Source organism: Ruegeria sp. N11, assembly GCF_056531525.1.
On sequence record NZ_JBQFLX010000016.1, the window covers coordinates 1 to 14,064 of the forward strand.

The following is a 14,064-nucleotide window of genomic DNA, read 5'->3' on the forward strand; positions in this document are numbered from 1 at the left end:
GCTCGATCTCGTCGCGCTGGCGCCCCAACTCGGACCGGATCGAGCCGAAAAGCTCAGGATCACGATCCGAAAGAGACTGGGTGAAAAAACCATTTGTGCGGTGGGGGGCGTTCACGTGGAAACCTCCTGAAAAGGCCTCCCGACGGGATCACCGGCGGGAGGAAGTGAGGGAAAAGGTCAGATTACACGGTCCCGGGGCGGGCGGCCGGCAAAGAAGTCACTGAGATTGTCGAGAACCCTGAACCCCATGGCTTCACGCGCTTCGCGGGTGGCGCTGCCAAGGTGCGGCAGCATCACCAGATTGTCGCATTGCAGAAGGTCCGGGCTGATACGTGGTTCGCCGTCGAACACATCCAGCGCAGCACCGCCGATTATGTCGAACATCAGGGCCTGAATAAGCGCCCATTCGTCAATCACTTCGCCGCGCGCGGTGTTGATCAGGAAGGCGTCCTGTTTCATCAGGCTCAGCCTGCGCGAGTTGATCAGGTGGCGGTTCGCCGCGCCGCCAGGGCAGTGCAGTGAGACGAAATCGCATTGCGGCAGCAGTTCGTCCACCGTGTCCACCTGAACGGCGTTGCATTGGCCCAGAACGTCCGGCGGTACCTGGCTGCGGTTCTGCACGATGATCTTCATGCCGAAGCCATGATGGGCGCGGCGCGCCATTTCCTGACCGATGCGGCCAAAACCGATAATGCCCAGTGTCTTGCCACTGACCTTGGTGCCAACCAGATGGGTAGGGCGCCAGCCGGACCAACCTCCGGCGCGCAGTTCCCGTTCGCCTTCACCTGCACGACGGGCCACCATCAGCAGCAACGTCATGGCCAGATCGGCGGTGCATTCGGACAGCACGTCGGGCGTGTTGGTGACAGTCATACCCAGATCGCGGGCTGCAGGTTCGCAGATGTGACTGTAGCCGACACCATAATTGGCCAAGATCCTGGTCTGCGCGGCAGGCACATCCAGCGCCTCGGCGCTGAGTGTGTCGGTCACGGTCGGCAACACCGCGTCATACCGTTTCAGCGCATCGCGGATTTCGGCCGGAGACATGGGTTTGTCTCCGGTGTTCAGCACGGTGTCATAGCTCTCGGCCAGTTGCGCCTCGACCGCGGCAGGCCAGCGGCGTGTTACAAGGACTGAAGGTTTAACCATCACGCGGCCTTTCCCATGACGCGGGCGATCGTTTCGCCGATGACTGCGGGGTTTTCTGCCACGGTCACGCCTGCGGCAGAAAGGATTTCAACCTTTTCCGAGGCACTTTCGCCAAAGGCCGAAATGATCGCACCTGCATGGCCCATGGTCCGGCCCTTGGGGGCTGTCAGACCCGCGACATAAGCCACCACGGGCTTGGTGATGTGGTCACGGATATACTCCGCCGCTTCGGCCTCTTGCGGGCCGCCGATCTCTCCGATCATGGCAATGACCTCGGTGTCTTCGTCCTGTTCGAACCGTTCAAGGATGTCACGGAAGGACGAACCGTTGATCGGGTCGCCACCGATGCCGACGCTGGTAGACACACCGATTCCGCGTTCTTTGAGCTGCGCTGCAGCCTCGTAGCCCAGCGTGCCCGAGCGCCCGATGATTCCCACGTTGCCCGGCAGGTAGATATGGCCGGGCATGATACCCAGCAGCGCCTTGCCCGGGCTGATTGTTCCGGCGCAGTTCGGCCCGGTCAGCACCATGCGCTTGTCGCGCGGGTAGCGGTACATGTAGCGTTTGACCCGGATCATGTCCTGCGCGGGGATGCCGTCTGTGATGCAGACGCAATAGCGGATGCCGGCATCCGCCGCTTCCATGATCGAATCCGCTGCAAACGGTGGCGGAACGAAGACAAGGCTGGCATCGGCACCTGTGGCCTCGACGGCCTGTTTGACGGTGTCAAAAACTGGCACGCCTTCGACGGTTTCGCCACCTTTGCCGGGGACCACGCCGCCGACAACATTGGTGCCGTATTCCAACATGTCCTTGGTGTGAAAACGCGCCATGCGTCCGGTGATACCCTGAACGATAACGCGGCTGTCGCGGTCGAGAAGAATGCTCATTACACAGCCCTCATCTTGGTGTTTTGGGACAGGTCGTTGCGCCATGCGCCAACGGCGCGTTCGGCGGCTTCCATCAGGGTGGTTGCACGGATGATCGGCAAACCGGATTTGGCCAGAATCTTCTGACCCTCTTCGACATTCGTACCGGCCAGACGCACGATGACAGGAATGTCGATGTCCAGTTCGCGCAATGCCTGCACGACACCTTCTGCAACCCAGTCACAGCGGTTGATTCCAGCAAAGATGTTGACCAGAACCGCCTGAACATTGCTGTCCGACAAAACCAGGCGGAAGGCCTTGGCGACCCGCTCGGGTGAAGCACCGCCGCCGATATCGAGGAAGTTCGCAGGCTCCCCACCGGCCAGCTTAATGGTGTCCATCGTGGCCATGGCCAGACCGGCACCGTTCACGATGCAGCCGATATTGCCTTCGAGGCCGACATAGGACAGGCCACGATCAGCCGCGCGGCTTTCACGGGGGTCTTCCTGGCTTTTGTCGCGCAGTTCAGCAATCTGCGGGTGACGGAACAGGGCGTTGTCGTCAAAGCTCATCTTGGCGTCCAGCGCCAGAACGCGATCATCGCCGGTTATGACCAGAGGGTTGATCTCGACCATGGTTGCGTCCAACTCACTGAATGCGGCATAGCAGCCCTGCAGGGTGCGGACCATTTGCTGCACCAGTCGCGGCTCAAGCCCCAGTTCGAAGGCGATCTCGCGCGCCTGGAATTCCTGCAACCCCACAGCCGGTTCCACGATTGAGCGTACGATGCTGTCCGGGCGTTCGGCCGAGATCTCCTCGATCTCCATTCCGCCTTCGGACGACGCGACAATCATCACCCGCTGGCTGGAGCGATCAAGTACGAAACCCAGGTAAATCTCGCGGTCGATGGGCACGGCGGCTTCTACATATACGCGGTAGACGCCTTTGCCTTCCGGGCCGGTCTGATGCGTAACCAGCTTGCGCCCGAACAGGTTGTCACAGGCCTCGTAGATCTCGCTTTCAGTGTTGCACAGCTTGACGCCGCCAGCCTTGCCGCGCCCGCCTGCATGCACCTGCGCCTTGACGATCCACTTGTCGCCGCCAAGCTCGCGAGCGCGGTAGGCGGCTTGCTCGGGGCTGTAGGCCAATGCACCCGGCGGGACATCGACCCCAAACTTCGAAAGGACCTCTTTGGCCTGGTATTCATGAATATCCATCTGCATTCCTCCCGTTCATGCAGTGCGATTACGCGGCAATTGATGTGCCGTAACGGCTTTCCAGCAGCGCCTCGATTTCTTCGAAATCGACGGTGCCTCCCAACTCATACAGAGCCTCGGCGAACAGGCGCACGATGCGGCTGACGGCCTGATGGTTGAGCTGGTTCAGAATGCCGATGCGAACCTGCACCGGGGCGCTGAGCGTGGGCCAGATGCCAAACCCGCGCGCCCGGCAATTCTGAACAAGTTCCATTTCACGACCTGCCAGCTCTGTCGGCAGATTGAGCACGACAAGGCTGGGCATGTCCGAGGTCACTTCGCAGCCAAGCGCGGTCACAGCGTCGCGCAGAACGCATTCGTGTGTGCGATATGACGCGGATCGCTTGGCCAGCCCCTCCTGAAGGGTCAGGCGCAGCGACTCGTGAAACGCGGCAACGGCGTAGCCCGAATGTGTGCGGTGATAGGTTCCCTTTTCGACATCCTGCCCGTCGACGATGCCCCAGTGGCGGGCTTCGAAAATCGGGTTGTGGACATAGGTATATGCACCCGTCGCCTTCAGCGAATTGATATACGAGTCGGTGAAGCTGACTGGCGCGTAGGTCAGTGGCAGGCAGCACAGGCCTTTCTGCGGGCAGGATGCCCAGCCTGCGATTCCGGGAAAATCATCAATCCGGAAATCCTCGACGCCCAAGGAAGAAACCGCGTCGATCAGGCCCATGGCCCCATGACGTTCGCAGGCATCCGAGAAACCGCGCGGATCGTTGATGCGCCCCGATCCGGTTTCCCAATGCGCCATGAAGGCCCATTTCGGTTTATGGCGAGCCAGGGCCTTTTCGACCATTTCACCCGTAACCGGTTGCCCATGAGGCACTTCGATCACGACAACGCTTGCCGCCTGCGGGTCCAGCGGGCTGGCGGCGTGTTCCTGCGGTGTCGCGGCCTTGATCCGCAGGGTCAGCGAGTCGATGCCCGAAAACGTACCGTTCGAAAAGGCGACCACCTTGTCGCCCGGCATCACGGCCGAGAACATGGTGTCCAGCGCGCTCCAACCGGTGCCGGCGACGGCGAAGGTATAGGCGTTGTCGGTACCCCAGATTTCGCGCAGCATGTATTTGCATTCGACCATTCCGCGCAAAACATCGCCTTGCATGTGGTCTGCAACGCCAGCGCTGGAAAACGCCTGCAGGACGCGGGCGTCTGTATTGCCGGGGCCGGGTCCGGCCGCCAGGGTCTCGGGGATTTCCAGCGGGGGATAAACCTGGAACGTCATTTGTGATCCTCCTCAGCTACGGGATGATTGGCAGAGCCCGTGTGTCGCGTTGGCGATCAGCAAAACTGCAACTTGCCCGAACGCGCAACGTAACTTAATACTGCTTTTGGGCATCTAATTGGGTGGGAAAAAACCTACCCATTAATGTAAGAATACAAAGGTGTACTGAGATAGAACCTACCGGAATGGGTAGTTATTGAGAATTTTGGGCGGAAAATCAAATGACTGAAAAACCCCGATACCCGATTGACGTCATGCTGGCCGACAACAATCCGCTCGTCCTGTCTGCGATGTCGGAGATTTTTGAACGTGATCCGCGATTCTCTTTGGTGGCCACGTCCGCCACAGCCGAGGGGTTTCTGGGCGCGGTGATGCGGGTGCCTGTGCAGGTCTGCGTCGTGGCGTGGAATCTGCCGATTTTGGGTGCTGCCAAACTGATCGAGGTGCTGCGTGAACAGCAAAACGCACCCCGTTTCATTGTGTATGGCGACGAGGCCGGCGACGTTCCCAGGTTGGCCATGCAGGCCGGGGCCGCAGGGTTTGCCCCACGGTCAGGTGAAGTGGAGGGTTTGCTTGAAACCTGCGCCGACGTTGCCGCCGGCAAGATGGTGTTTCCCTTCATCGATGTCCGGAAGATGCATCAGGATCCGATTCATGGCCTGTCACGCAAAGAACGCGCGATCCTGGAGGCTTTGGCCAAAGGACTGTCAAATCGTGACCTGTCGAAAGAGCTGCAAATATCGACGAATACGGTCAAATTTCATCTGTCCAATATTTATGAAAAACTGTCCGTCAAAAACCGCGCTCAGGCGATCGCATATTACTATTCTTCGAAGTCAGCGCCTGAATGAGTGAGGCTCGTTTTGCGGCTGATCGTATGGCGTTCGCCGGATAATCCGGCGACGAAACACAGCCATTGCTGCGACGGAGTTCAGGGACCACCTGAACTCCGCTGATTCCGTCAGAATTGCGAAGGGCGCCCAGGCGGGCGCCCCGTACAAAATTTCAGCATCGCATATTGGCGCCGTTGGGATCGTAAAGCGGGCCGCCAAGCACTTCGGCATCGTAGAACTCGCCGAGGATTTCAACCTGAAGGACCGTTCCGGGCGCTGCGTGCTCCGACGCGACATAGCCCATCGCCATGGAATAACCCATCCGGTGCGCATATCCGCCTGAGCTGACGTAACCTACCGCCGCGCCATCCTTCAGGATTGCTTCGTCGCTGGAGACATCGATCCCTTCGACGTCGATTGTCATGGTCACAAGCTTTTGTTTCACACCCTCGGCACGGAAAGCTTCGGTCGCCTGCTTGCCGACGAAATCTTTCTTCCAGTTGATGAAGACATCCATTCCGCTTTCCACTGCATTGAAATCCGGCCGGAATTCCGTGGTCCAAACACCCCAGCCTTTTTCAAGCCGCATCGACATGAGCGCACGAGCGCCATACCAGCGATAGCCCAGATCAGCCCCGGCACCCTCGATCGTTTCGGCAAGCCGCAACAGGTATTGGGGGCGGCAGTAGATTTCAAAACCAAGCTCGCCCGAGAAACTGATACGGTTCAAAATGACCGGAGCCCCGCCCACGAAGGTTTGTCGCAGATCGCGGAATTTCATGGCGTCGGCGCTGACATCGGTGCGGGTGATACGCGACAACAGCTCTCGTGACTTGGGACCGGACAGCGCTATCCCGTGCCAGTCGTCTGAAACATTGGCATAAGCGACATCGTCCGGCAGATCCGTTTCGAACCAGCGGCGGTGCGCTTCCTGCATCGCGCCCGACCCAAACAGCATAAAGTGATCCTCGGCCAGGCAGGCAACGGTCAGGTCACCGTACAGCTTGCCTTTTGGGGTCAGCATCGGTGTCAGGGTCAGGCGGCCGGGTTTTGGAACATAGCCTGCGAGAATACGGTCCAAATATGCGCGCACGCCTTTGCCCTTGAACTCGTGCTTGGCGAAGTTGGCAATCTCGATGCCGCCGACGGCATTCTGCACGGCGTTCACCTCGCGTTTGACATAATCGAACGAGCGGTTGCGCTCGAAAGTCGGATCCTCGTGGGCGTCCTCGGGACCGTCCGCAAACCACTGGGCGTTTTCAAGTCCAAAGCCCTGATCCATCAAGGCACCCTTCGCGACCAAACGATCGTAAAGCGCGGTGGTTTTCTGCATCCGGCCCTTGGGAAGGGTCTCGTTGGGGAAGGTCATGACAAAGCGGCGTTCGTAGTTTTCAGCCGATTTGACGGTTCCCCAATCCGGCGTCGCAAACTCGCCAAACCGCGCGACGTCCATGGCCCAGACATCGATCGAGGGTTCTCCGTCGATCATCCATTCCGCCATGGTCAGACCAACGCCGCCGCCCTGACAGAACCCCGCCATGACACCCACCGCGACCCAATAGTTCTTCATCCCCGGAACCGGGCCGATCATCGGGTTGCCGTCCGGGCCGAAAGTGAATGGCCCGTTAATCATGTCCTTGATGCCAGCCTCGCCGATTGCCGGTATCCGTTCGAACGACATTTCGAGTCGTTCGGCGATGCGGTCGAGATCGGGCTGCAGCAACTCGTGGCCGAAATCCCACGGGGTCCCGTCGACTTTCCAGGGGGTCGACTTTGGCTCATAGGTGCCCAGCAACATGCCCTGCCGTTCCTGCCGGAAATAGATGTTGGCCTCATAATCGATACCCGCGGGCAGGCGACCGGCTTCGCCCATGCTTTCCATGCGCTCGGCGATCATCGGGATCTTGTCGGTGATCAGGTAGTGATGCTCCATCGGCTGTACCGGAAGGTGAATGCCGGACATCTGGCCGACTTCGCGGGCCCAGAGGCCACCGCAATTGACCACCTGTTCCGCATTGATCGTGCCTTTCGGTGTCGTCAGATCCCAGCTGCCGTCCGGGCGCTGGCTCATCGCGGTCACACCGCAATGGGTAAAGTACTGCGCGCCGTGTACACGGGCCGATTTGGCAAAGGCATAGGTCGCGCCCGAAGGGTCAAGATCACCGTCCTGATCGTCCCAAAGGGCTGCGTGGTAATGCTTGGGGTCGATCAGCGGATGACGCTCGGCCAGTTCCCTTGGACTTATGAATTCCTGATTGAGCCCCATGTACCGCGCCTTTGAACGTTCGCGTTTGAGGTAATCGTACCATTCCTTGGTCGACGCGGCGTAGAAGCCCCCAGTGATATGCAGGCCAACCGAGTGGCCCGATGTCTCTTCGATTTCTTTGTACAGATCAATCGTATAGCTTTGCAGGCGGCTTATGTTGGGGTCCGAACTGATCGTGTGTATCTGCCCGGCGGCGTGCCAGCTGGACCCGGATGTCAGTTCATCGCGTTCCAGCAGTACGACATCCTTCCACCCGAACTTGGCAAGGTGAAAAAGGATCGAACATCCGACGACGCCGCCGCCAATGACGACAACCTTGGCGTGGGAAGGAAGCGGTTTGCCTGTGGCTGTATCGTCTTTTTGAATTTCGGGCATTGAAGGTGTCCTTGGTTAAGCTTTCAGCGTTTCAAGAAAGGCCGGGTTGGGTCCGAAGTGTTCTTTGCGTTGCCCACGCGATCATTGCGGTTCCGGTCACGACGTTGGCAGGGGGCGTCGCGTTGGCTGTTTTCCTAGTACCAGGCATCGGGCAATTCCTCTTTGCGTCTGGCGACAAATGCCTCCAGTTCTTCGCGCAGCGGGGCGTCGATCGGAGGTTCCTCATATTCTTTCAGCATCTGTTTCCAGCGACTGTGGGCGCGCTGGCGCATGTCTTCCGAGCCGTTTTCTTCCCAGCTTTCGACATTCTCGCTGTCGCTGAGCCTGGGTTCGTAGAATGCTGTCTGGTAGTGGCGCATCGTGTGACCGCATCCCAGAAAGTGCCCGCCTGGGGCGACTTCGTCGTATGCGTCCCGGGCCAATGCGTCGTCTGAAGTGTCCAGCCCCTGGCACAAGACTTTCTGATAGGATCCAAGCCGGTCCGCATCCATGATCAGCTTCTCGAAACCGGTGCACAATCCGCCTTCCAGCCAGCCTGCCGAGTGCAAGACAAAATTTGCCCCTGCCAGCATAGTGGAATGCATGGAATCCGCGCTTTCGTATGCCGCTTGGGCGTCCTCGATCTTCGATGCTGTCAGGGACCCGCCGCACCGCAACGGCAACCCGGCGCGGCGCGCCAGTTGACCTATTGCATAGTTCGACATGACAGGTTCGGGCATTCCAAAAGTGGGTGCGCCCGATTTCAACGACATCGACGACAGGAAGTTGCCCAGCACAAAAGGCGCGCCCGGGCGGATTAGCTGAATATACGCACAGACCATCATCGCTTCGGCCATGGCCTGTGCCACGGACGCCGCGGTTGAGACCGGCCCCATTGCCCCCGAAAGGATAAAGGGCACCACGACCATGCCTTGCCCGCGGGTTGAATACACCCGTGCCGCTTCGGTCACCACACGGTCCACCAAAAGTGGAGAGTTCGTGTTCACGTTCCCCATGATGACGCAGTTATCGGCCATTACGTCGGCACCGAACACGATTTCGGCCATGTCGACGCTGTCCTGCGCGCGGCTCATTTCCGTAATCGCGCCCAGATGCGGTTTGTCGCTGAGGGTCATGTGCGCGAACAGCATGTCGAGATGCCGTTTGCTGACCGGAACGTCACAAGGCTCACAGGTGACGAAGCCACCGTGATGCAGGTTCGGGTGAAGATAAGTTAGTCGCACGAGATCCCGGAAGGCGGCCATATCGCCATATCGGCGCCCACCTTCGAGATCGCGTACAAAAGGGGCGCCGTAAATCGGCGCGAAGACCTGATGCTTGCCGCCAATAATGACTGATCGGTCCGGGTTTCGGGCCAGTTGTGTGAACTCGGCCGGAGCCTGAGAGCACAGATTGCGAATCCAATCGGCCGGCGCGCGCACGATGTCGCCGTCGACCTTTGCACCTTCGCGCTTCCAAAGCGCAAGCGCCTCGGGGTCGTCGCGAAAGGCGATGCCCACGTCTTGCAGGATCCAGTCGACCTGTTCCTCAAGCCGAACGATCAGATCCTCATCAAGCACATCGAAATGCGGGATGATGCGGCGAATATAGGGTGAGGGCGGTGCGCCATTCTGCGCATTTCCTCTTGTTCTTGAACTGCGTGCCCGGCGCACCATGAATGCCCTTTCTGAATCTGTCTATCCTGAAATTATCGTCTGGGTGGGCCTTTGTGACGTTTGAAAATTTCGATGAATTAGATAAACACAGCTTATGCAAAAGCTTTGGTCACATCTGTCCTCACCGCGCCACCTCGTCTTTTTCGAGGCTGCAGCAAGGACTGGATCGTTCACACGTGCGGCGCAGGAATTGAACGTTCAACAACCAGCGGTCAGTATGGCGATCAAGCAACTTGAAAGCTCGCTTGGTGTTCTTCTGTTCCAGCGTAGTCACCGTAAGATCAGCCTGACAAATGCTGGAAGCAAGCTGTTCGCCGACGTGACACGTGCGTTTGAACAGCTTGCGCAGTCCGCCGAATCCATCCGGCAGTTTGCCAGCAATGATCACGTGACACTCAGCGCGTCTTCGGCATTCAACAACTATTGGCTTCTGCCGCGCATCGGGTCCTTTCAGCGCATCCATCCGGATATCGACCTGCGCCTGCAATCCAGCGATCGAGAGCCTGATCTGAATGTTGAAACGATCAGCCTGGCCATTCGACTTGGGGCCGGAGACTGGCCGGACTGCGAATGTGCGTTGATCGCCGAGGAAGTGATCTATCCAGTCTCGTCGCCCCGGGTGATGGCGGCAGCGGTAAATCTCCGAAATGTGCCGGGGCTTCTCAGCCAGCGCTTGATCCATCTTGAGGAACCAATTCGCGAACGCCCTTCGTGGCGGCAATGGTTCTGGGAGTTCGGAGTGACGGAAATACCCCCGCGCAGCGGACTGCGCCTGAATGACTACGCGCTGGTGCTTCAGGCCGCGATTGCGGGCGAGGGGTTCGCCTTTGGGTGGGACCATCTTGTTGCCCCTTTGGTTCAGCAAGGCCTGCTTGCCGCGCGGCCAGAGTGGACCTGGAAAACAGGGAAGGGGATCTACCTGGTTTGGTCGAAGTCCCGGGAGCTGACACCCAAGGCCGAAATCGTGCGGGATTGGATATTGTCTGTGAAGCAAGGTGCCTGACGAGAGGGTCGCTGGCGGCCATCGAGAGTTTTTTCGTTTCTTGCGACGGGCCAAGGAGTGGCCGCCGTCTGAACCCTATCGCAACTGTTCCTGATCTGCGCGACCTCAGGTGAATTGGGGTTGCCGCCCCTTCCCAAACGGCGGCAAGGTGACACAAAGCGCCTGAACAGGAGCAAAGAACAACATGGCAGGTCAGTCCGGCAACGACGCCGTTTTTTTGAACGGCAGCCTGATGCGGCACGTGACGCGCATGTCCTTGACCACCAGCATTGGTCTGATGGCAATTTTCGCGGTCGACTTTGTGGACATGATATTCATCTCGATGCTGGGCAATGACGCGCTGGCTGCGGCGGTCGGCTATGCGGGGACATTGTTGTTCTTTACCAACGCCATCAATATCGGGCTGTCGATCTCCGCCGGGGCGCTCGTTGCACGTGAACTGGGCGCGGGCAGGCCAGAGCAGGCGCGCCACTATGCATCCAGCGTCGCGGTTCTGGGGCTGATTGGTGGTATCCTGATTTCGGCTTTGGTTCTGATGAACCTGACCTTTCTACTGTCGCTTCTGGGCGCCGAGGGCGAGGTGCTGAGGCTTTCGGTCCGCTATGTTTCGATCATCCTGCCGACAATGTGCGTCATGTCCGTTGCCATGACGGCGATGGCTGTATTGCGCGCGCATGGTGATGCGCGACGTTCGATGATTGCAACGATCTACGGCGGTGTGGTGAATGCCGTCCTGGATCCTGTGCTGATCTTCGCGGTGGGGCTTGGACTGGATGGCGCCGCAATTGCATCGGTTTTGGCAAGGCTTTGTATGCTGGCAGCCGCGATACTGCCCGCGTTGCGCGTGCACCGGGGCTTTATGCGGCCATCGCTGTCACAGGTTGCGCACGATCTGCGCCCTGTGCGAACCATCGCAATTCCAGCGGTTCTGACCAATGTCGCCACGCCGATTGGAAATGCCATCGTGGTTCGGGAAATTGCCCAATATGGAACCGACGCGGTGGCGGGGATGGCCGTGATCGGCCGCCTGACGCCGGTGGCGTTTTCTGTGGTGTTTGCTTTGTCAGGCTCAATCGGTCCGATCATCGGGCAGAACTTCGGGGCCGAACGATATGATCGTGTGCGGGGCGCCTTTTGGGCCGGTATCCGGTTTACCGGGGTATACGTCGTGGCAATGGCGGCTATCCTGTTTCTTCTGCGAGCACCAATCGCGGATTTGTTTGCAGCGCAAGGCGAAACACGGACGCTGATCTACCTGTTTTGCGGACCGCTGGCGCTGGCTTCGTTTTTTAACGGAGTGATTTTTGTCGCAAACGCCAGTTTCAACAATCTTGGGCACCCGGTTTATTCCACCTGGATCAACTGGGGGCGACATACCGTTGGAACTTGGGTCTTTGTCGTTATCGGATCCAAGCTGGCGGGCGCTTCTGGCGTGTTGCTGGGACAGGCCTTTGGTGGGGTAATCTTTGCCCTGGTGGGATGGGTTCTGGTCGAGCGCGTCGTCGCAGGGCTGGCACACCCGCAGAAGATCGACCCGTTTACAGGGCAAAACCGTATCCACTCGCTGTTCGGGCGTCGCGGCTGGTGATCTGAGGGATCAGTTACCCTGGTTACGGGCCTCCAGCCGTTCCAGATTGACAACCGTTGACAGCATCAGCCGATCATGGCTCCAGTCATGTGTCTGCCGAAGCGAGGCTGATCCAAGCGCGAGCAAGGTTGCAAAAGTCAGCGTCAGACCCAAAAACAGAACCGGCAGCGGAGCCGTGGCCACCTGCGTGTCGGTCAGCGCGATCACCCGCTGCTGCAAAACCCGCTTGGCCTTTCCACCAGAAACCAGCGCTACATTCAGAACCTTCGGGTTCCGCATCGCGACTGTACGGGCGCAATAATCAAGCAAGCAGGACGTGTAGTCCCGCGCGTCGATCCCTTTGCGGGCAACAACCGACTGATCACAGGCCAGTTCCCGCAACCGGTCGAACTGATATTTCAGAAGCTGATAGGCCGGGTTCCAGAAAAGAACGGGGCGCAACAGTTCGAATCCCAGTTCCCATTCCACGTCACCCGCGCGGATGTGCTGAAACTCATGTGCCAGAGCAAACCGCATTTCACGCGGCGTATTCAGCAAGTGACTGGGTAGAACAACGTGACGGCGGCGCAGACCGCGCACCGCGAAGGGCACCGTGATGCGGTCCGACAGGCGAATGTCCACTTTGCGCGAGCGGCGCCACAGAAAACTTGTCCCGATCGTGTTGCGAATGGAAATCGCATCACGCACAGCGCGGACAAGATACAGCGCCGAGATCATCGCCAGAGCTATCAGGACAATAATCAAAGCCAGAGACTCACCCGAAACGATATGATCGATCCAGCGTTCGCGGGTGTTGAGCAATGCCTCGAACTGGACCGCTGGCATCGCGATTTCGCCGCGCAGATAAGCGGCAACCGCAATGTCACCCAGCGCCACTGCGCGACCGGGCCATGCCAGCCCCGCCAATGCCGAAGCCCCTAGCGCCAGCAGAGGACTGAGTACCACGCAAACGCACAGCGTTTTGAGCGCGCGCAACTGCGCGACAAAGCTGTTTCGCATCGGAGTCTTCGCCAATGTCGCGCGAGCCAGCAGCCAGATAAGGGCGGACAGGCCAAGCACGATGTTCAATTCGAGATACGTATCGAGAACCGGTTTAACCGCTGTCATTTTGCAGTCTCCTCTCTACCAGTGCCCGAATTTCCTCCAGATCGGCTTCGCTCAGCCCCGCGTCATCGACCAGACGCGCCACCAACGTGGCGGGTGTGTCGTCGAACAATGTGCGGGACAGGTTCTGAAGCGAACGCGCCTGATACCTGTCTTTTTCCAGAAGTGGTCTGTAGATCAGCGTTTTTCCGTCCTTGCGGCTTTCGACGAAACCTTTCTCGTCGAGAATGCGCAGAATGGTCGCGCCGGACGTATAGGCCAGATTGCGTTCTGGTGGCAGACAATCAAGCACGTCACGGACCGAGCCCTGACCCAGCGCCCAGAGTTCGTTCATGAACTCGAGTTCTACTTCGGTCAGGAGGTTTGTTGTTTTTTTCTTTCGCATCGGTCTTTCGTGTCGCATTTTTTAGTATGCCTGACAGACAAGCATCCTTTCGCTGTTTCGCAAAGCTTAAACTTTCCAGAAGACGAAAATGCCCCATCCGACGGACAGGAAAAGTGGTGTCCAGACGGGCTGACCCACCAGGCCCAGCCAGGCAAGGAAGATATAGGCCGAGCCCAGCAGGGTAATAAACAGCCTGTCGCCCAGCGTGGTGGTCAGCCCCAGCACGCCGCGCCGTTCGATGCCGTCCCGGAATTTGAACCCTTCCAGCAGGCCAATCAGTGCAATGGCCGAGAAGATGCCGACGAACACGGCCAGCGTGGCTGGGGTCCAGGCCATCCAGAAGTCGGGCC

General features: G+C 58.9%; 12 protein-coding genes. 3 read left to right on the forward strand and 9 right to left on the reverse strand.

The window, feature by feature from the left end; genetic code table 11:
• Positions 1 to 177: 177 nt before the first annotated feature.
• From ACR0J8_RS16600 to ACR0J8_RS16615, 4 genes are read right to left on the reverse strand one after another with little or no spacing between them, the layout of a single operon-like run.
• Positions 178 to 1,149: a 2-hydroxyacid dehydrogenase gene (locus tag ACR0J8_RS16600; RefSeq protein ID WP_480526311.1), complete on the reverse strand. Its 972-nt coding sequence runs from the start codon at positions 1,147 to 1,149 to the stop codon at positions 178 to 180.
• Complete coding sequence (gene sucD, locus ACR0J8_RS16605) at positions 1,149 to 2,039, reverse strand: succinate--CoA ligase subunit alpha (protein ID WP_170616669.1); 891 nt, start codon at positions 2,037 to 2,039, stop codon at positions 1,149 to 1,151. Before sucD ends, ACR0J8_RS16600 begins: the two co-directional genes overlap by 1 nt.
• Entirely contained in the window at positions 2,039 to 3,235 is a 1,197-nt protein-coding gene (locus tag ACR0J8_RS16610) for a malate--CoA ligase subunit beta (RefSeq protein WP_170677652.1), read from the reverse strand. Before ACR0J8_RS16610 ends, sucD begins: the two co-directional genes overlap by 1 nt.
• Positions 3,236 to 3,263: 28 nt before the next feature.
• The gene (locus tag ACR0J8_RS16615) at positions 3,264 to 4,505 is read right to left on the reverse strand and encodes a pyridoxal-phosphate-dependent aminotransferase family protein (protein WP_480526314.1); all 1,242 of its coding nucleotides are present in this window, start codon (positions 4,503 to 4,505) and stop codon (positions 3,264 to 3,266) included.
• Positions 4,506 to 4,726: 221 nt separating this feature from the next.
• Between ACR0J8_RS16615 and ACR0J8_RS16620 the strand changes: the two genes are divergently transcribed.
• Positions 4,727 to 5,356 (forward strand): response regulator transcription factor, encoded by a 630-nt coding sequence (locus tag ACR0J8_RS16620; RefSeq protein ID WP_321253760.1) that lies wholly within the window; start codon positions 4,727 to 4,729, stop codon positions 5,354 to 5,356.
• Between the two features lie 154 nt (positions 5,357 to 5,510).
• Here ACR0J8_RS16620 and ACR0J8_RS16625 read toward each other — a convergent pair whose 3' ends face one another.
• Positions 5,511 to 7,979, reverse strand: a complete 2,469-nt coding sequence (locus tag ACR0J8_RS16625) for a GcvT family protein (protein WP_480526316.1) — start codon at positions 7,977 to 7,979, stop codon at positions 5,511 to 5,513.
• A gap of 134 nt (positions 7,980 to 8,113) precedes the next feature.
• Positions 8,114 to 9,634 carry a trimethylamine methyltransferase family protein gene (locus ACR0J8_RS16630; protein ID WP_480526318.1) on the reverse strand — a complete coding sequence of 507 codons (1,521 nt, stop codon included), beginning with the start codon at positions 9,632 to 9,634 and terminating at the stop codon, positions 8,114 to 8,116.
• A gap of 94 nt (positions 9,635 to 9,728) precedes the next feature.
• Here ACR0J8_RS16630 and ACR0J8_RS16635 point away from each other — a divergent pair, with 94 nt between their 5' ends.
• On the forward strand, positions 9,729 to 10,637 hold the full coding sequence (locus tag ACR0J8_RS16635; RefSeq protein ID WP_480526320.1) for a LysR substrate-binding domain-containing protein: 909 nt from the start codon (positions 9,729 to 9,731) through the stop codon (positions 10,635 to 10,637).
• Positions 10,638 to 10,821: 184 nt separating this feature from the next.
• The gene (locus ACR0J8_RS16640) at positions 10,822 to 12,225 is read left to right on the forward strand and encodes an MATE family efflux transporter (protein ID WP_480891217.1); all 1,404 of its coding nucleotides are present in this window, start codon (positions 10,822 to 10,824) and stop codon (positions 12,223 to 12,225) included.
• Positions 12,226 to 12,234: 9 nt separating this feature from the next.
• On the opposite strand, the gene ACR0J8_RS16645 is transcribed toward ACR0J8_RS16640, so the two are convergent.
• From ACR0J8_RS16645 to ACR0J8_RS16655, 3 genes are all read right to left on the reverse strand, one after another.
• Positions 12,235 to 13,332, reverse strand: a complete 1,098-nt coding sequence (locus ACR0J8_RS16645) for a M56 family metallopeptidase (RefSeq protein WP_170616656.1) — start codon at positions 13,330 to 13,332, stop codon at positions 12,235 to 12,237.
• Entirely contained in the window at positions 13,319 to 13,714 is a 396-nt protein-coding gene (locus ACR0J8_RS16650; RefSeq protein ID WP_170616654.1) for a BlaI/MecI/CopY family transcriptional regulator, read from the reverse strand. Before ACR0J8_RS16650 ends, ACR0J8_RS16645 begins: the two co-directional genes overlap by 14 nt.
• Before the next feature lie 66 nt (positions 13,715 to 13,780).
• On the reverse strand, positions 13,781 to 14,050 hold the full coding sequence (locus ACR0J8_RS16655; RefSeq protein WP_480491731.1) for a DUF2160 domain-containing protein: 270 nt from the start codon (positions 14,048 to 14,050) through the stop codon (positions 13,781 to 13,783).
• Positions 14,051 to 14,064: the final 14 nt, after the last annotated feature.